This is a genomic window from Neorhizobium sp. USDA 3394, assembly GCF_056280385.1.
Genome location: NZ_JBWCDU010000001.1, coordinates 269,153 through 286,415 on the forward strand (window position 1 = coordinate 269,153; position 17,263 = coordinate 286,415).

A 17,263-nucleotide genomic window follows, 5' to 3' on the forward strand; every position below is an offset into this window, starting at 1 on the left:
GGGTGCTTCTCTCGGTCTGGCATCATCTAGGGCATCGCAGCCAGTCGGCCAGCCCGTCTCCGGCTTTAAAGTTCTCATTCTCGTGACAATGGCAGGAGCTTGATCCATGACACGAACCATCCATCTTTCGCTCGATATCAACGGGAAGCGGTACGACCTCGATGTCGAACCGCGCGTCACCCTGCTCGACGCCCTGCGCGAACATCTGGCTCTGACCGGCACCAAGAAGGGTTGCGACCAGGGCCATTGCGGCGCCTGCACCTGTCATGTCGACGGCAACCGCGTGCTCTCCTGTCTGACGCTCGCAGCCCAGGTCGAAGGCCGGCAGATCACCACGATCGAGGGGATCGCCGCCGAAAACGGCGAGTTGCACCCGGTCCAGGCAGCCTTCGTCGAGCATGACGCCTTCCAGTGCGGCTATTGCACGCCCGGCCAGATCATGTCGGCGGTCGCCTGCATCCGCGAGGGCCATGCGGGATCCGACGAGGAAATCCGCGAATACATGTCCGGCAATCTCTGTCGGTGCGGAGCCTATAACAGCATCGTCGCGGCGGTGCGCGAAGCGGCGGAGATGGCGTGATGAGAGACTTTTCCTATATCCGGGCCTCGTCTTCCGATGAAGCCCGCCAGGCGTCGCTCCAAGCTGGTTCGGTGCTGCTTGCCGGCGGCACGACGCTGCTGGATCTCGCAAAATGCGGCGTGATGGAGCCGGAAACGGTTATCGACATCACCCACCTCTCAGGCCTCGGCGAAATCACCGTCGATGCCGGCGGCGCCCGGATCGGCACGCTTGCCAAGATGGGGGAGGTTGCCGATCACGCAGGCATCCGCTCTGCTTTCCCGGCGGTTTCGGAATCGCTGTCGCTGGCGGCGTCCGCCCAGATCCGCAACATGGCGACGATCGGCGGCAACCTCCTGCAGCGGACGCGCTGTTCGTATTTTCGGGCGCCGGACGTGTTTCCGGCATGCCACAAGCGCAATCCCGGCGCCGGTTGTTCGGCGATCGGCGGCGTTACCCGTAACCATGCCGTGCTCGGTACCAGCGACACCTGCATCGCCAGCTATCCCGGTGACCTCGCCATCGCGCTCGTTGCCTTCGACGCGGTGGTCGAACTCGGCGGGCGGACAGTATCGGTCGAGGACTTCTTCCTTCTGCCCGGCAATACGCCGGAGCGGGAAACCTCGTTGCAGCGCGGCGAGATGATCACCGCGATCACCGTGCCGGCTTCGGCGGCGGCGAAGAACTCGACCTATCTCAAAGTCCGCGACCGCCAGTCCTATGAATTCGCGGCGGCGAGTGCCGCCGTCGGCCTGGAATTCGAAACGGACGGCAGGACGGTGCGCGATATCCGCGTCGCTCTCGGCGGCGTCGCCACCAAGCCGTGGCGGGCTCGCAACGTCGAACAGGCGCTGGTCGGCAAGGTTCTCAGCCTCGAAACCGTCGAGGCGGCCAGCCGGCTTGCCATGGAGGGCGCCGTTTCGCATGGCGCCAACCGCTACAAGATCGAACTTGCGCCGGGCGTCGTCGCCCGCGCCATCCTGAAAGTTGGAGGTCTCGCATGACCATCATGGAACCCCGCAAACACGGCGATGCTTCCGACGGGACAGTCGGCGGCCGCCAGACGCGTTTCGAAGGCAATCTGAAGGTCACCGGCGGCGCGACCTATGCACTGGAATATCCGGTCGAAGGCCTTGCATATGCCATCCTCGTGCAGAGCACCGTTGCATCGGGGCGTGTCGTCAAGGTCGATACGGAAAAGGCGCTTGCTGCCCCGGGCGTGCTGATGGTGCTGACGCCGGATGACGACATGGGTCTCCTGGTTGCCTCCGACTGGGGTGGCAATCGCCCGGATAACCAGCCTTATTATCCGCTGCCGCGGCAGGTTCAGTACAATGGCCAGTCGATCGCCGCCGTCGTTGCGGAAAGCCGCGAACAGGCGGTCGAGGCGGCAAAGCTGATCTGCATCACCTATGAGAAGGCGCCGCATGTCGCGACCTTCAATGACGCGGCGGCCGGCGAAGGCAAGGTGATGGACAATCTCACTTCCGGATGGGGAGATGCCGAGGCCGCACTAGCGGCCGCACCGGTTCAGATCGAAGGTGAATATTCGACGCCGCGCGAATATCACGTCGCCATGGAACCGCATGGGCTGACCGTGAAGTGGGATGGCGACCAGATCACGGTCTGGGAACCGAGCCAGTGGTCGCATGGCATGGCGCGGAGCTATTCCGAATGGTTCGGCATCCCTTACGAAAACGTCCGCCTGGTCTCACCGTTCATCGGCGGCGGGTTCGGTTCGAAGGGGGCGGCGCTCGCCCATGGCGCGGTGGCGGCTTTCGCGGCAAGGAAACTCGGCCGGCCGGTAAAGCTTGCGCTCACGCGACCGCAGAATTTCACCAACTATGGGGGTCGCGCCGCGACGCGCCAGAGGATCAGGATCGGCGCGACAAAAGACGGCATCCTGCAGGCCATCGTCCACCGCGGCGCCAGCGAGACCTCCGTCTATGCGGACTGGCCGGAGCAGACGGGCTCCGCGACGCCGATCCTCTACAGGATAGAGAATTTCTCGTCGCAGCATCGGGTCGTGCCGGTCAACACGGTCACACCGGGTGCGTTGCGCGGCCCGGGCAAGAACCCAAGCGCCTTCGGCATCGAAAGTGCGATGGAGGAACTGGCCTACAAGCTCGGCATGGACCCGCTCGAACTGCGGCTGAAAAACTATGCCGACCACGACTACCAGTCGGGAAAACCCTGGTCGACGCGCCGGCTGCGCGAAGCGCTGACCGAAGGTGCCGAAGCCTTCGGCTGGTCGAAGCGCAGCCATGAACCACGTTCGATGCGCGATGGCAAAACCCTTATCGGCTGGGGCATTGGCTGCGGCACGTTCCCGGTCATCCAGGCGCCGAGCGAGGCGATGATCCGCATCCTCGGCAATGGCCGTGTCGAGGTCGTCAGCGGTGCGATCGACATGGGGCAGGGGACCTACACGATCCTTGCCCAGACGGCTGCCGAAGTGTTTGGCATTCCCGTCGACCAGGTCGAGGTTCATCTCGGCGATTCCCGGTTGCCGGGTTCGGCGATTGCCGGCGGCTCGATGCTGGCGGGCTCGATCCTCGGTGCCGTACACAAGGCGGCGACGGCGGCCCGCGACGAACTGATCGGACTGGCGCTCAACGACGAGAAGTCGCCGCTGCGCGATACCGGGGCCAATACGCTGACCTTCAGCGGCGGCCGCATTGCCGTTCCTCGCGACCAGGGGCCGTCGCTCACGCTTTCGGAGCTGATGGCGGCGCTCGGCCGCGACGAGATCGAGATTCTCAGGAATACGCTGCCGGATGGTGCGACCGCCCAGGAGCGACATCAGGCCTGGACGAGCATGGCAAAGGTCCAGGGGCCGACCATGGGCGAATATTCCATGCATAGCTGGTGCGCTCATTTCGCCGAAGTGCGGGTGGACGAGGATTTTGGAACGGTGCGGGTGTCCCGGATCGTCTCGGCCTTCGATTGCGGCCGGCTCTACAATCCGCGGCTGGTCGAAAGCCAGTGGCGGGGCGGCATCATCATGGGCATCGGCCAGGCGCTGCTTGAGGAAGGTCTCGTCGACCAGCGCAACGGCCGGACGGTCAACAACAACATGGGCGACTATCTCGTGCCGACCAATGCCGACGTGCCGCATATCGAGGTGATCTCCGTCGGTATTCCCGACTACGGCGCCTCGGCGCTGGGCGGCAAAGGCGTTGGCGAAGTCGGCATCGTCGGCGTCGCGCCGGCAATCGCCAACGCGGTCTTCCACGCGACCGGCAAACGGGTGCGTGATTTGCCGATCACACTCGAAAAACTGATCTGACGATTAGGCGCACCCGGTTTCGGCCGTGTGCGCCTATTTCCGCTTCGGCAGGTTCGATGCGCCGAGGCTGCCGGCAAAACGTTCGGCCAGGCGCTCCCGGCGAAAATGCTCGACAACGAAGTCGACGAAGACGCGGGTCTTTGCCGGCAGCAGCGTCTTGCTGGCGTAATAGATCGAGATCGGCCCGATATCGGCGTACCAGTCGGGTAGCAACCGGACGAGTTCGCCGCGCTCGAAAAAGGACAGGCTATCGGGCATGGCGATCATCGCGACGCCGAGGCCGAGGCTTGCGGCGCGGGCGATCGCCGCCGGGTCGTTGAGCACGATCTTTTCCGTCAGCGCCGCAGGCATCTCGTCGACGGCGGCATTGCGCATCACCCATTGGCGGATACGGCCGGTATTGGAAGAGCGCATCTGGATGCCGTCCAGGTTTGCAAGATCCGCCGGATTGGCGGGGATGGGTCTGTCCTTCATGTAACCGGGTGATGCGACCGAAACGATATGTGCCGGCGCGAGCACCCGGGCGACCGTGCCGGGCGCCAGTTCGAAGCCACCGCCGATCGCCGCGTCATAACCTTCCGCGATCAAGTCCACCTGGCGGTTCTCGAACGTCCATTCCGGTCGGATGAGCGGATAACGAGTGGTGAATTCCGGCAGTAGGGGCAGGATATAGTCTGTTCCGAAATGCGGGCTCATGCTGACCTTCAGCACGCCGGCCGGCTCCGCGGCTTCCGATGAAACCCCTTCTATTGCCGCCTGCAGCGCCTCGACGTGGTCCCGGATCTCCGACAGAAAGCGCTCGCCCGCTTCCGTCAACGTCAGCCTTCGCGTGCTGCGCTGGAAGAGGCGGGTGCCGAGGTTCCTCTCGAGCATCGCGACATTGCGGCTGACGGCCGCGGGTGTCAGCGCCAGCCGCCTGGCCGCAGCCGAGAAACTGCCGAGTTCCGCGCTGCGCATGAAGGATTCGAGATTGGCGAGACTTTCCATGCGATGGATATATTCTCAACGATTGCTTGAAGATGATTGGCATTATTACAGGCTAATCAAGCGCCAATCCAGAGGCGATATTCCTGTCATTGAAACCACAGGAGTATCGCACATGACCATCGGTATCATCGGCGCCGGCAATATCGGCGCAGCCTTCGCCCGCACTCTTGCAAGAAACGGCGTGCGTGCCACCATCGCCAACAGCCGCGGCCCGGCCTCGCTCGAAACACTGAGCGCTGAACTGTCGCCCTGGATTTCCGCCGGCACGATCGAGGAGGCAGCAAGCGCAGACATGGTGCTGATCGCGGTTCCATGGTCGAAATTGCCGGCTGCCCTTGCCGGCCTGCCGGCCTGGAACGGCCGGATCGTCATCGATGCGAACAATCCGATCGAGTCGCCGCTCTACAAACCGGCTGAACTCAACGGCCGCCTTTCCAGCGAGATCGTCGCCGACCTTGTGCCGGGCGCCCGGGTGGTGAAGGCGTTCAATCATCTGTTCGCGAAGCTGGTCGACGCAGATCCCGCATCCGAAGGCGGCAAGCGCGTGCTGTTCTATTCGGGTAACGACGCGGCGGCAAAGACGGAGGTCGCAGCCCTGATCGACAAGCTCGGCTTCTTCGGTATCGATCTCGGCCCGCTATCGGTCGGGGCCAAACTGGCGCAATTCCCGGGCGGCCCGCTGCCGGGATTGAACCTCGTCAATTTCGGCTGACGCTCAGTCGTCCGAATACCGCTCCTCGGCCCACGGGTCACCGCGCATATGGTAGCCGTTCTTCTCCCAGAAGCCGGCCTGGTCCTTGCCGAGGAATTCGATCCGGTTGAGCCATTTGGCGCTCTTCCAGAAATAGAGGTGCGGCACCACCAGCCGCACCGGCCCGCCGTGTTCCTCGCTCAGCGGCTTGCCTTCCCACTCCGTGACGATGATGGCGTCCGGCGAGGCGAAATCCGAGAGAAGCAGGTTGGTGGTATAGCCGTCATAGCTGGTCAGCATGACGGCGACCGCCTCCTCCTGCGGGTCGACGAGATCGAGGAAGTCGTGCGTCGAGACACCCTTCCAGTTGTTGTCGTAGCGAGACCAGGTGGTCACGCAATGGATGTCGGAGCGCATCTCCGTCTGCGGCAAAGCCTGGAAAGCCGCCCAGTCCAAGGTTTTCCGGTTGTTGACCAGGCCGCGCACGTCGAGTTTCCAGCGCTCGGTCGAGACCTGTGGCTGCTGGCCTAGATCGAGCACCGGCCAGTTCTTGACCAGGTGCTGGCCGGGCGGCAGGCGGTCGGTTTCCGGCCTGGTGATACGGCCGGTCAGGAACTTGCCTTGTTCCGCCCATTTCCGCTTGGTGATGGTGAGCTTCGAATCCTCGGGCTCAATCTCGTCGGCCATATCCGGTTCTCCTTGCGTCGCCGGATAATCTGATAAACAAGAAAGGCAATCAATCGCCTGTTCGGAAAATCCTGTTCTCGGAAGATCATGCCTGCCTTCAATCCCCTTATCGAAAAGCTCAGCCCTCCGCCCGTTCCCTCCGTCGCCGCCTGGGGGCGTGCCTATGACGGGTCCAAAGGTCCGCTGATCGACCTCTCTCAGGCGGTGCCCGGTTATCCGGCCCATCCGGACATGCTGAAGCTGCTCGGCGAGGCCGGCTCCTCCAAGGCCTTTACCGGCTACGGCCCGATCGAGGGCGAGGCGGAGCTTCGGACCGCCTATGCGGCGCATGTCTCCGAGGTTTATGGCGCAAACATTGGGCTGAAGAACATCCACATCACGTCCGGCTGCAACCAGGCTTTCGTCTGCGCGGCGATGACGGTTGCTGGTCCGGGCAACACGGTGCTGATGACCGAGCCCTTCTATTTCAACCACGAAACGACGCTGGCGATGATGGGCGTCAAGACCGCTTTCGTGGCTTGCGAAGCCGCCAACGGTTTCCTGCCGGATCTCTTAGGGCTCGAAGCCGCGATCACCGGCGAGGTGCGGGCGCTGGCGCTGGTCTCGCCGAACAATCCGACGGGAGCGATCTATCCGCCGTCGCTGCTCGAAGCGATCTTCAAGCTTTGCCGGACCAAGAGCATCTGGCTGATCCTCGACGAGACCTATCGCGACTTTCTGCCGACCGCGGACCAGGCGCCGCATGCGCTTTTCAGCCTCGACGGCTGGGAGGACACGCTGATCAGCCTCTACAGTTTTTCAAAATCCTTCTGCATCCCCGGCCACCGGCTCGGGGCGATCACCGCCGGGCCGGTCGCGGTCGAGCAGATCGCCAAGATCATGGACAATCTGCAGATCTGCGCGCCCCGCGCGGCCCAGGCCGCCGTCGCCAAGGCGCTGCCGCTGCTTGCCGACTGGCGCGAGGAGAACCGCCAGGAGATCGGCCGTCGTGCCGATGCCCTGAAGGCGGTGATGCGCTCCGTCAACGACTGGAAGCTCGATGCGATCGGCGCCTATTTCGCCTTCGTGCGGCATCCTTTTCCAGGCAAGAGTTCGGCGGAAGTGGCGGAAAAGCTTGCCAGGCAGGCCGGCATCATCTGCATTCCAGGCGCCTATTTCGGCGAGAGCCAGCAGGATTATCTGCGCTTCGCCTTTGCCAATGCCGACGTACCGACGATCGGCCTGTTGCGGGAACGTTTGCAGAACTTTACCCTATCGTGAGCCTGAGCGTCCGTATATAAGCGGAGCATGGTTCAAAGAGCAGGCAGCGCCGATCTCCCGCTTCACGGCGGCCGGGTTCCCCGGTGGCTCGGCGAGCGCATGACCAGGCTAGGCGCTGTGATTACCGAGGCGATCGTCATCGAATACGGCCGCGATGAGCTGCTGCGGCGGCTGGCGCATCCCTTCTGGTTCCAGTCCTTCGGCTGCGTCATGGGCATGGACTGGCATTCTTCCGGCATCACCACCAGCGTTCTCGGCGCGCTGAAACGCGGGCTGACGCCGATGGCCGGCGAACTCGGCATCCATGTCTGCGGTGGGCGCGGTCAGAGCTCCCGCAAGACCCCGGACGAATTGATCGCCGTCGGCAACCGCGTCGGCATCGACGGCAGCGGTCTCGCGACGACCAGCCGGCTGGTCGCCAAGGTGGATAGTGCGGCGGTGCAGGACGGTTTCGATCTCTACCTGCACGGTTTCATCGTCACCGATGACGGCAAATGGGTCGTGGTGCAGCAGGGCATGAACGGCGACAAGCGCCAGGCGCGGCGATACCACTGGATTTCCGAGGGCCTGAAAAGCTTCGTCGATTCCCCGCATGCGGCGATCGAAGGCCGCGGGCAGGGCGAGATCGTCAACCTCGCCGACCACCGCGCGGAGGCCTCGCGCAAAGGCCAGCTCGATCTGCTCGCGACACTCGGGCCGGACCGGATCGTCCGCGAGGTGATCGCCATCGAGCCTGCGCGTAAGGTGAAGGAACTGGCGCAGCCGATGCTGCCGCATCTGATCATGCCGGGGCATCACGATGTCCGCGAGGAAGACGTCAACATGAGGCGGCTGCACGGGACGCTCGCTGCTGCTGCCGATCGCGGCCCGGAGGATTTCGAGAACCTGCTGCTGATGCCGGGCGTCGGCGCGCGGACGGTCAAGGCGCTCGCCATGGTCGCCGAGGTGGTGCATGGCGCGCCCTGCCGGTTCTCCGATCCGGCGCGGTTCTCGCTCGCCCATGGCGGCAAGGACCGGCATCCGTTTCCGGTGCCGCTGAAAGTCTATGACGAGACGATCAAGGTGATGAAGTCCGCCGTCGGCAAGGCCCGGCTCGGCCGCGAGGAGGAGATGCAGGCGCTCAAGCGGCTCGACGACCAGGCCCGTCAGATGGAACGGTACGTGACAGGCCCGGACTTGAAGGAAATCGTCGCCGGCGAATTCCGCCAGTCGCACGAATGGGGCGGCCGCAGCGTCTTCGGTTGGGAGCCGCCGGCGGAGGCGACCGCCAATTTTCCGGGATCAGCCGATTACTTGAAGGGATCGTAACCGGGCTTTTTGTAGACGAGTTCCGGCTGCCCCTGGATATCCGGCACGTAGACCTTGTCGGTCCAGGCGTCCCTGGGAAAGTCCTGGATTGCGACCGACACGGAACTTTCGGCAGAGCCGAGGGCGGTCATGACCGCCTTGGTCACCTCAGCCGTCAACGCCTGCTTCTGCTCTTCGGAGCGGCCCTCGATCATTTTGACGATAACATGGGGCACGTTGCGCTCCTCCGATGGGCAGTTTTGAAATTCGCTGGAAGCGAGCATAGCCTGTCTCGTTCGTGGATTTCAATCGTGAACTCCGCTCACGCCATCGGGGTCGTCGCGCGGTCACGGACCGTGGATGCGATGCGGCCGGCGAGGTCGGCGATACGGTCCATGGCGGTTGCAACCACATCGTCCGGGACTGTCAGCGAGATGCGCAGGAAGCCCGCGGCCTGGTCGCCGAAGGAGGTGCCGGGCATCACGGCCACCTTTTCCTCGCGCAGCAGTTCCCAGGCGAATTCCTCGCCGTTGAGGCCGGTGGCGGTTACGTCGAGCAGGACAAACATGCCCCCTTCCGGCGGCATCGGCTTGACGAGATTGCTGCCGGCAAAGGCCTTTTCGACGATCGTGGCGCGGCGGCGATAGTTTTCCCGCATCACATCGGCCGTGTCGAAATGCTGCGACAGCGCCATGGCGGTCATGTCGGAGATGAAGGGCTGGACGCCGAACAGCATGGTCTCGGATACCGGCAGCAGTCGTTCGCAGAATTCTTCCGGCCCGGCGGCCCAGCCACTGCGGAAGCCTGGGGCAGCGTGAGATTTCGAGATCGACGAGACCGCGATGGTACGTTCGGCCAGCGCCGGAATATCGAAGGGGGAGGCGAAGGGCGTGCCTTCGAAGATCAACTGCTCATAGACCTCGTCCGAAACGATCCAGAGGTCATGCTTGCGGCAGATCTCACCGATCGCGGCGATCTCGGCGGCGGTCAGCACCGCGCCGGTCGGGTTGTGCGGCGTGTTGAGAAGGAGGACGCGGGCTTCCGGTGTGATCGCCCGTTCGAGATCCTCGGCCTGCAGGTGGAATTTCTTTTCCGGACGCAGCGGCACGGGGATCATATGCGCGCCGGTGGAGGCGATGACGCCTTCATAGGTGGCATAGAGGGGATCGCCGACGAGCACGCCGTCGCCGGCTTCGACGAGACCGGTCATGACGCCGTAGAGAGCGGTCTGGGTGCCGGGGAAGCAGAGGAAATTGCGTTCCGTGACGCCAGGCCGGCGTTTTGAGTACTTTTCCACCAGCGCCTTCAGCACCGGCGGCTCGCCGCGGCCGTTGGAGTAACGGGTGCGGCCGGCATACATGGCGCGCGCCGCCTCGTCGAGCAGAGCCTTGTCCGGCTTGACGTCCGGCTCGCCGATGGTGAGTTCGATGACGTCCTCGCCCGATGCCTGCATGCGGCGGGCTGTCAGATGGAGTGCCCAGCGGCCGGAGCCGAGATGGGCGAGACGGTCGGTGATCGAGGCATAACGCATCGGTGGTTCCTTTTCTTATCGTTGTTCGGCCGAAAGCTCGCCGGGCTGCAGGCGCAGCAGTGCTTCCACGGAGATCAGGGCATTTTCTGCAAGTTCGTGTTCCGCAAACGTATCGGCCGCAAGCGTACCCTCCAGCCAGAGGCCGTCGACGAGCGCGTTGACCCCGATCGCATAGGTGCGGCATTGGGCCGGGCTCAGGGCTCGCTTCTCCTCGACGAAGAAGGCGGACAGCAGCGTTTCCAACGCCTCCAGGAAGGACAGATAGTTTTCGCGGTGAATGGCTGCGAAGCTCTGGTCGATCTGGATATGGCTGATGAATGCGGCCCAGAGCGACAGCATGCGCGGGTCGGTCACAGGAGGCGTCACATTGGCGACGATGAAGCGGCGCAGGCGCGAGCGGGCCGTCTCGCCCTCGATCGCGGCAGCAACCGCCGCCTCGGTCATGCCGGCCATCACCTTGCGATAGGCTGCCTGCAGCATCTGGTCCTTGCTGCTGAAATAATGCCGGATCAGCCCGCCGGTGACGCCGGCGCGCATGGCGATCTGGCGGACCGTCGCGCCCTGGATGCCGAATTCGGCAATGCAATCGAGCGTCGCGGCAATCAGGTCCTCGCGCCGCTCGGCCTCGCTTGCCCTGTAGTAGGTGCGGCGGTTCACGGGTCATCTCCTGAGGAACGGGCAGGCCGTTCTTCTCACGGCGTCAAGGCTTATTATACGCTCGAATAATTCGCGCAAGTAAATTCCTTCGACCGGGTGTCGTCGCCCGATCAGCGCCTTCCGCCGGCCAGCCGGACGGCTTCCGGCCTGCGGCGCAGGATCAGCATCGAGGCGGCACCGAAAATCGGTCCCACCGCCAGAACCGAGAACGTCCAGCGCCATCCGCCGAGCAATGCGGCCAGATGCGGCATCAGCCAGATCATGACAATGGTCAGCGCGAAACCCATGCCCATCTGCAGCGACAGGGCCGTGCCGATGTAATTGCGGTCGGCAAGTTCGGTCACCGCGGCGGAGAATTGCGCAGAATCCCCAATGATCGAAATCCCCCAGACGATCACCACCAGCGCCAGCAGCCAGAAGGGGCCGTCGAAGACGAAGCCGATGGTCAGCGCGCAAGTTCCGGAGACGATCATCAGGCCCGCGGTCGTGGCGGTGCGGCCGAAACGGTCCGAGAGCACGCCGCCGGCGAAGCAGCCGAACACGCCCGAGGCAACCGCGATGAAGGTAAGCAGCGAGGCCTCGCTGCTGATGCCGGTGCCGCCCTTGTCGAGTGCGGCGGTCAGGTAGGCCAGCAGCCAGGCCCACATGGCGTAGAGTTCCCACATATGGCCGAGATAACCGCCATTGACGAGCAGCAGGTTGCGGTCCTTCAGCACCCTGCCGATCTGGCGCGGATCGAACAGCGCCTTACCGAACGGGTAGGGGCCTTCGCGGGTGAAAAGGAGGAGAACGACGGCGCCGACCAGCGTGGCACCGCTCGAAAACAGCACGACACTGCGCCAGTCGACCGCCGACGACATGCCGCGGAAGAGGTGGGGCAGCGACGAGCCGGCGGTAATCGCGCCGATGACGCCGGCAAGTGCCAGGCCGCGACCGGAAATGAACCAAGTGGAGACGAGTTTCAGCGCTGGCGGATAGACGCCGGCGAGCGCGAAGCCCGTGACCATGCGGCAGAGGATGGCGCCGGCCGGGCCGGGTTCCAGAGCCAAAGCGGCATTGGAGAGCGCAGCAAGCAGGGCGGAGGCCGCCATCAGCCGGTTCATGCGGATGAGGTCCGGCAGGTTGAACAGGCTTGCTGCCAGCGCGCCGATCACGAAGCCGATCTGCACGCCGTTGGTGAGCCAGGCGGCCGCACTTTCGGACAGCGACCAGGCGCGTTTCAGCTCCGGCGCGATGGCGTTTGCCGAAAACCAGCAGGAGAAGGAGAGCACGACGGCGAGGCAGAGGATGCCGAGCATCGGCCAGCGGCCTTCGGTGGGAGTATCCATTGTCGTCGTCACCCCGGTGCACCCCCTCTGCCCTGCCGGGCAGAGGGGGTATTCCTCGTTGCGGCGTCTATAATAATCATCTTACGATCCGATACCTCGCGCCGATATGCCGTTCCGGCAGGCGCGGCGTCCCGAACAGCTTTTCACGGTAGGGACCCTGACTATACCCGGTCTTGTACAGCCCACGTTCCTGCAGGATCGGGATCACCAGATCGATGATATCGTCAAAACATTCCGGCACGACGGTGCGTGACAGGTTGAAGCCGTCGACGCCTGCCTGATCCATCCAGGCGACGAGATTGTCGGCGATCTGTTCGGCGGAACCGACCATCGGCGCCTGGCGGCTGCCGAGCACCATCTGTTCGAGCAGCTTGCGCTTGGTCCATTGCGGCCCGGCGGTGCGGGTCATCGCCTCGACATTGGAGACGATCGCCGAGCTCTTGCCGGTCTCGATCGGCTCGTCGAGATCGTATTTTGCGAAGTCAATGCCGAGCGAACCGGCGGCATGCACGAGCGCACCCTCGGAGCTCGTATAGGCGCGATAATCCTCGAACTTTTCGCGCGCTTCCTTTTCGTTGCGGCCGGTGACGATCGTGGCGCCGACGAAAACTTTGACGTCTTCGGCGTTGCGGCCGTATTCGACGGCACGGGCTCTGATGTCGTCGACGATGCCCTTGACGCCTTCGATCTTCTGGCCGTTGACGAAGACGCATTCGGCATGGGTGGCGGCGAACTGTCGGCCGCGGGTCGAGGAGCCGGCCTGGTAGAGAACCGGGGTGCGCTGCGGCGAGGGTTCGCAGAGATGGATCGCCTCGATGCCATATTGCTTGCCGCGGTGGTGGACCTTGTGGACCTTGGCCGGGTCGGCATAGACGTGGTTCGCCCGGTCGAAGACCACCGCGTCGTCCTCCCAGCTTCCTTCCCAAAGCCGGTACATGATCTCCATGTATTCGTCGGCGAGGTCGTAGCGGTCGTCATGGGCGGCGACACCTTCCAGTCCGATCGCCTTGGCCGCGCTGTCGAGGTAACCGGTGACGATGTTCCAGCCGATCCGGCCGCCCGTCAGGTGATCGAGGGTGGACATGCGGCGGGCGAAGACGAAAGGTGGTTCGTAGGTGAGGTTAGCGGTGATGCCGAAAGACAGGTGTTCGGTGACGGCGGCCATGGCCGGCACCAGCAGCATGGGGTCGTTCACCGGCACCTGAACGGCACCTCGCAGCGCAGCCGCGTTGCTGCCGCCGAAGACGTCGTTGACGCCGAGTACGTCGGCGAGGAATATGCCGTCGAACAGGCCGGCCTCCAGCCTCTTCGCATAGTCCGTCCAGTAACGGAGCTGCGCATAGCGGTGCGACTGGTCGCGCGGATGCGCCCAGAGCCCCTGCTGGATGTGGCCGACGCAGTTCATATCAAAGGCGTTGAAACGGATTTCGCGCGTCACGATCTTCCCCTCGAATTCCTTGTTGCCGACAAGGGTTGTCTCTTATAGGATGAGTTTGTCCACTATAGAAGACGATCGGTGAAAGGCAAGCCGCTTGCAGCAGATGGAGAATGACCCGGTCCAGGCGATCGCCATGCGGCTGAAGATCGAGCGGGAAGCGCGCGGCTGGTCGCTTGCCGAGCTTGCCGAGCGCTCGGGCGTCTCCAAGGCGATGATCAGCAAGATCGAGCGCAGCGAGGCGAGCCCGACGGCAACAGTGCTCGGCCGTCTCTCGGGCGCCTTCGGCCTGCCGCTTTCCGTTCTGCTGGCGCTTGCCGAGCGGGCGCAGGAGCGTGTGGCAATACAGGGGGAACAGCCGGTCTGGACCGATCCGGAGACGGGTTATACCCGCCGCGCCGTCTCTCCGGCGAATTCCCCATTGGAGCTTCTGGACGTGTCGCTGCCGTCAGGCGTTCGCGTGCCCTATCCGGCTTCGGCCTTTGCCTTCCAGCATCAGCAGATCTGGGTCCTGTCCGGCCGGCTCGATTTCCAGGAGGGGACGGTGATGCACCATCTTACCGAAGGCGATTGCCTTCTGCTTGGCCCGCCAGCCGATTGCGTCTTCTTCAACCCTGGCAAGGAACCGACGCGTTATGTGGTGGCACTGACCCGGCGCTAGGCGCCGAGCCAGAATTTGATGATCATGCCAACTGTGCCGACAGTGGCGACGCCGGCCACCCAGAGACCCACGAACCAGGCGAGACGCCTGAAGGTTTCGCCACTGGCCATCAGTGATAACCTTCTTCCGGATCGACCTTGCCGCGGAACACCCAGTAAGCATAGCTCGTATACGCAAGGATCAGCGGCACCAGGATCAGCGCGCCGACCAGCAAAAAGCTCAGGCTCTCGTCGGGTGCTCCGGCGTCCCAGATCGTTACGGATGTGGGCACGATATAGGGATAGAAGCTGATGCCGATGCCGGCGTAACCGAGCACGAAAAGCCCGAGGGCTGCGAGGAACGGCCGGCTGTCGCGGTTGTTCTTGAGGCCCGTGAGCAGAAGCCAGAAGCAGCCGAGGACCAGCAGGGGCACGATGACGCTGAAGATCGCGGTCGGCCAGGAGAACCAGCGCTGCAGATAGAGCGGTTCGAGGAACGGCGTCCAGAGGCTGAAGACGCCCATCGCGGCGAGCGTCGCGAGGGCGGCGATATAGGAGAGGCTGCGGGCCTTGTCGCGGAGGTCGCCCGTCGTCTTCATCACCAGCCAGGTCGAGCCGAGCAGCGCATAGCCGATCACCACGGCGATGCCGGTGGCGATCGAAAAGGGCGTCAGCCAGTCCCACCAGCCGCCGGCATAGGCGCGGTTTTCGACCGGAATGCCCTGCACCAGCGCGCCGAGCGCGATTCCCTGCGCCAGCGCCGCCACGACGGAACCGCCGCAAAAGGCCCAGTTCCAGAGATATTGCGCCCGGCCTGTGCGCCAGCGGTATTCGAAGGCGACGCCCCGAAAGATCAGCCCGATCAGCATGGCGATGATAGGTGCGTAGAGTGCCGGCAGGATCGTCGCGTAGGCAAGCGGAAAGACCGCCATCAACCCGCCGCCGCCGAGCACCAGCCAGGTCTCGTTGCCGTCCCAGACCGGTGCGACGCTGTTCATCATCACGTCGCGATGGCGCTTTTCCGGAAACAGCGGAAAGAGAATGCCGACGCCGAGGTCGAAGCCGTCGAGGATGACATAGGCAAGCACCGCAAAGGCGATGATGGCCGCCCAGATGAAGGGAAGGTCAATGACCATGACGGGCTCCTGCCTGAAGTGCCGGGGTTTGCGGGCCGGGTGTGATGCCGGCGGTGCGGATCGGGCCGCCGTGGAGATCGTCGCTCGGGTCGCGCGGCAAGCGGGACATCAGCCGCAGGATGTAGAAGGTGCCGGCGCCGAAGACGAGGAAATAGACGATGATGAAGGCGATCAGCGAGGAGCCCACGGCTGCCGCCGCGATCGGCGACACGGAATCGGCGGTCAGCAGGTGGCCGTAGACCGTGTAGGGCTGGCGGCCGACCTCGGTGGTCACCCAGCCGGCGAGCACGGCGACGAAACCGGCAGGTCCCATGACCATGGCCGCGCGGTGGAGCCACTCGGTCGTGTAGAGGCTGCCCTTCCATCGACAGTACAGGCTCCAGAGGCCGAGGCCGAGCATGGCAAAGCCGAGGCCGACCATGATGCGGAAGGACCAGAACACGATCGGGACCGGCGGCTGCAATTCGCGCGGCACGGTATCGAGACCGTTGAGCGGCGCATCGAGGCTGTGCTTGAGGATGAGGCTCGAAAGCTTGGGGATCTCGATCGGGTAGTCGATCCGTTGCTCCGCCTCGTTCGGCAGCCCGAAGAGGATCAGCGGCGCGCCGTCCGGATGGCTCTGGTAGTGACCTTCCATCGCCATGACCTTGACCGGCTGGTGCTCCAGCGTGTTGAGACCGTGCAGGTCGCCGGCGAAGATCTGGATCGGCGCGACCAGTGTCAGCATCCACATCGCCATCGAGAACATCGTGCCGGCCCGCAGCGGTGCGGTGCGGCGCAGAAGATGCAGCCCGCCGACGGCGCCGACCACCAGCGCGGTCGTCAGATAGGCGGCGAGCACCATGTGGACGAGGCGATAGGGGAAGGAGGGGTTGAAGATGACAGCCCACCAGTCGGCAGGGATGAACTGGCCCTTGTCGTTCATCGCAAAACCCTGCGGCGTCTGCATCCAGGAGTTTGCGGAGAGGATCCAGGTGGCCGAGATCAGGGTGCCGACCGCGACCATCAGGGTCGCAAAGAAATGCAGACCGGGACCGACACGGTTGCGGCCGAACAGCATGATGCCGAGGAAGCCCGCCTCCAGGAAGAATGCAGACAGCACTTCGTAACCCATCAGCGGGCCGATGATCGGGCCGACCTTGTCGGAGAACACACTCCAGTTGGTGCCGAACTGGTAGGACATGACGATGCCGGAGACGACGCCCATGCCGAAGGCTAGCGCAAAAATCGTCTTCCAGAAGTCGAACAGTTCCAGGTAGACGGGTTTTTTCGTCCACAGCCAAAGACCTTCCAGCACGGCGAGATAACTCGCCAGCCCGATCGAAAAGGCGGGGAAAATGATGTGGAACGAAACCGTGAAGGCGAACTGGATGCGCGCCAGCAGCGTCGCGTCGAAGGCCTCGAACATGGCGTTATCCCTTTTCCGGCGGCGGCCAAAAGTCCGTCCGTTGCTGATGGGATGACAATCGGTGGAGGTCGTCAAGAGATCAATATGCACGAACGCCGCGTGCCCGAATGCCGCAGCCCTGCGTTGAACCGCCGCAGATGGTAAAAAGGCGCTTCCCGCGAGGGAAGCGCCTAGTTGGGGAGGGTACTTGTGACAATGTCGGCCGCGTGGAGGTCATGCGTCCGACCCGCGGTGAACCCATGATCATGAGTTTTGTTCCCCCTCTCGTTTTCATTCTCGTTCTTCGAAACGAGACAGCCGGGCGGGGGAATGGAACCTAAACCATGCCCCAAGGTTGTCCGGTGGCCCGGCGGTGATATGATCCGCTTC

At 63.8% G+C, this 17,263-nt stretch carries 16 protein-coding genes; 7 read left to right on the top strand and 9 right to left on the bottom strand.

Going from position 1 to position 17,263, the window contains the following annotated elements; genetic code table 11:
• Positions 1-106 precede the first annotated feature (106 nt).
• The 3 genes from ACZ9EJ_RS01040 to ACZ9EJ_RS01050 are packed head-to-tail and all read left to right on the top strand — an operon-like array spanning position 107 to position 3,848.
• On the top strand, positions 107-580 hold the full coding sequence (locus ACZ9EJ_RS01040; RefSeq protein WP_046639404.1) for a (2Fe-2S)-binding protein: 474 nt from the start codon (positions 107-109) through the stop codon (positions 578-580).
• Positions 580-1,563, top strand: coding sequence for an FAD binding domain-containing protein (locus ACZ9EJ_RS01045; RefSeq protein ID WP_046639405.1), 984 nt, complete (start codon positions 580-582; stop codon positions 1,561-1,563). The genes ACZ9EJ_RS01040 and ACZ9EJ_RS01045 overlap by 1 nt, the downstream gene beginning before the upstream one ends.
• Positions 1,560-3,848, top strand: a complete 2,289-nt coding sequence (locus tag ACZ9EJ_RS01050; protein WP_046639406.1) for a xanthine dehydrogenase family protein molybdopterin-binding subunit — start codon at positions 1,560-1,562, stop codon at positions 3,846-3,848. Before ACZ9EJ_RS01045 ends, ACZ9EJ_RS01050 begins: the two co-directional genes overlap by 4 nt.
• Before the next feature lie 33 nt (positions 3,849-3,881).
• On the opposite strand, the gene ACZ9EJ_RS01055 is transcribed toward ACZ9EJ_RS01050, so the two are convergent.
• Entirely contained in the window at positions 3,882-4,835 is a 954-nt protein-coding gene (locus tag ACZ9EJ_RS01055; protein WP_046639407.1) for a LysR family transcriptional regulator, read from the bottom strand.
• Here ACZ9EJ_RS01055 and ACZ9EJ_RS01060 point away from each other — a divergent pair.
• Positions 4,834-5,547 (top strand): NADPH-dependent F420 reductase, encoded by a 714-nt coding sequence (locus ACZ9EJ_RS01060; RefSeq protein WP_255737125.1) that lies wholly within the window; start codon positions 4,834-4,836, stop codon positions 5,545-5,547. The two genes, ACZ9EJ_RS01055 and ACZ9EJ_RS01060, sit on opposite strands and share 2 nt — an antisense overlap.
• Before the next feature lie 3 nt (positions 5,548-5,550).
• Here the strand turns inward: ACZ9EJ_RS01060 and ACZ9EJ_RS01065 are convergent, their stop codons facing one another.
• Complete coding sequence (locus ACZ9EJ_RS01065) at positions 5,551-6,213, bottom strand: sulfite oxidase-like oxidoreductase (RefSeq protein ID WP_046639409.1); 663 nt, start codon at positions 6,211-6,213, stop codon at positions 5,551-5,553.
• Between the two features lie 87 nt (positions 6,214-6,300).
• Here ACZ9EJ_RS01065 and ACZ9EJ_RS01070 point away from each other — a divergent pair, with 87 nt between their 5' ends.
• The gene (locus tag ACZ9EJ_RS01070) at positions 6,301-7,473 is read left to right on the top strand and encodes an aminotransferase (protein ID WP_046639410.1); all 1,173 of its coding nucleotides are present in this window, start codon (positions 6,301-6,303) and stop codon (positions 7,471-7,473) included.
• Between the two features lie 27 nt (positions 7,474-7,500).
• Positions 7,501-8,781 (top strand): DUF763 domain-containing protein, encoded by a 1,281-nt coding sequence (locus ACZ9EJ_RS01075; RefSeq protein WP_046639411.1) that lies wholly within the window; start codon positions 7,501-7,503, stop codon positions 8,779-8,781.
• On the opposite strand, the gene ACZ9EJ_RS01080 is transcribed toward ACZ9EJ_RS01075, so the two are convergent.
• From ACZ9EJ_RS01080 to ACZ9EJ_RS01100, 5 genes are all read right to left on the bottom strand, one after another.
• The gene (locus ACZ9EJ_RS01080; RefSeq protein WP_038590168.1) at positions 8,763-8,996 is read right to left on the bottom strand and encodes a tautomerase family protein; all 234 of its coding nucleotides are present in this window, start codon (positions 8,994-8,996) and stop codon (positions 8,763-8,765) included. The two genes, ACZ9EJ_RS01075 and ACZ9EJ_RS01080, sit on opposite strands and share 19 nt — an antisense overlap.
• An 86-nt stretch (positions 8,997-9,082) precedes the next feature.
• A complete protein-coding gene (locus ACZ9EJ_RS01085; RefSeq protein WP_046639412.1) occupies positions 9,083-10,291 on the bottom strand; it encodes a pyridoxal phosphate-dependent aminotransferase in 1,209 nt (402 codons plus the stop codon).
• Positions 10,292-10,306: 15 nt separating this feature from the next.
• The gene (locus tag ACZ9EJ_RS01090; RefSeq protein ID WP_046639413.1) at positions 10,307-10,948 is read right to left on the bottom strand and encodes a TetR family transcriptional regulator C-terminal domain-containing protein; all 642 of its coding nucleotides are present in this window, start codon (positions 10,946-10,948) and stop codon (positions 10,307-10,309) included.
• A gap of 110 nt (positions 10,949-11,058) precedes the next feature.
• On the bottom strand, positions 11,059-12,276 hold the full coding sequence (locus ACZ9EJ_RS01095) for an MFS transporter (protein ID WP_046639414.1): 1,218 nt from the start codon (positions 12,274-12,276) through the stop codon (positions 11,059-11,061).
• A 76-nt stretch (positions 12,277-12,352) separates the two neighbouring features.
• Positions 12,353-13,714, bottom strand: a complete 1,362-nt coding sequence (locus ACZ9EJ_RS01100; protein WP_046639415.1) for an LLM class flavin-dependent oxidoreductase — start codon at positions 13,712-13,714, stop codon at positions 12,353-12,355.
• A gap of 94 nt (positions 13,715-13,808) precedes the next feature.
• On the opposite strand from ACZ9EJ_RS01100, the gene ACZ9EJ_RS01105 reads away from it, so the two are divergent.
• Positions 13,809-14,372 (top strand): helix-turn-helix domain-containing protein, encoded by a 564-nt coding sequence (locus tag ACZ9EJ_RS01105; protein ID WP_370649701.1) that lies wholly within the window; start codon positions 13,809-13,811, stop codon positions 14,370-14,372.
• Between the two features lie 109 nt (positions 14,373-14,481).
• On the opposite strand, the gene cydB is transcribed toward ACZ9EJ_RS01105, so the two are convergent.
• Both cydB and ACZ9EJ_RS01115 read right to left on the bottom strand, forming a co-directional pair.
• Positions 14,482-15,486 carry a cytochrome d ubiquinol oxidase subunit II gene (cydB, locus tag ACZ9EJ_RS01110; RefSeq protein WP_046639418.1) on the bottom strand — a complete coding sequence of 335 codons (1,005 nt, stop codon included), beginning with the start codon at positions 15,484-15,486 and terminating at the stop codon, positions 14,482-14,484.
• Positions 15,476-16,894, bottom strand: a complete 1,419-nt coding sequence (locus ACZ9EJ_RS01115) for a cytochrome ubiquinol oxidase subunit I (RefSeq protein WP_046639419.1) — start codon at positions 16,892-16,894, stop codon at positions 15,476-15,478. Before ACZ9EJ_RS01115 ends, cydB begins: the two co-directional genes overlap by 11 nt.
• Between the last annotated feature and the right edge of the window lie 369 nt (positions 16,895-17,263).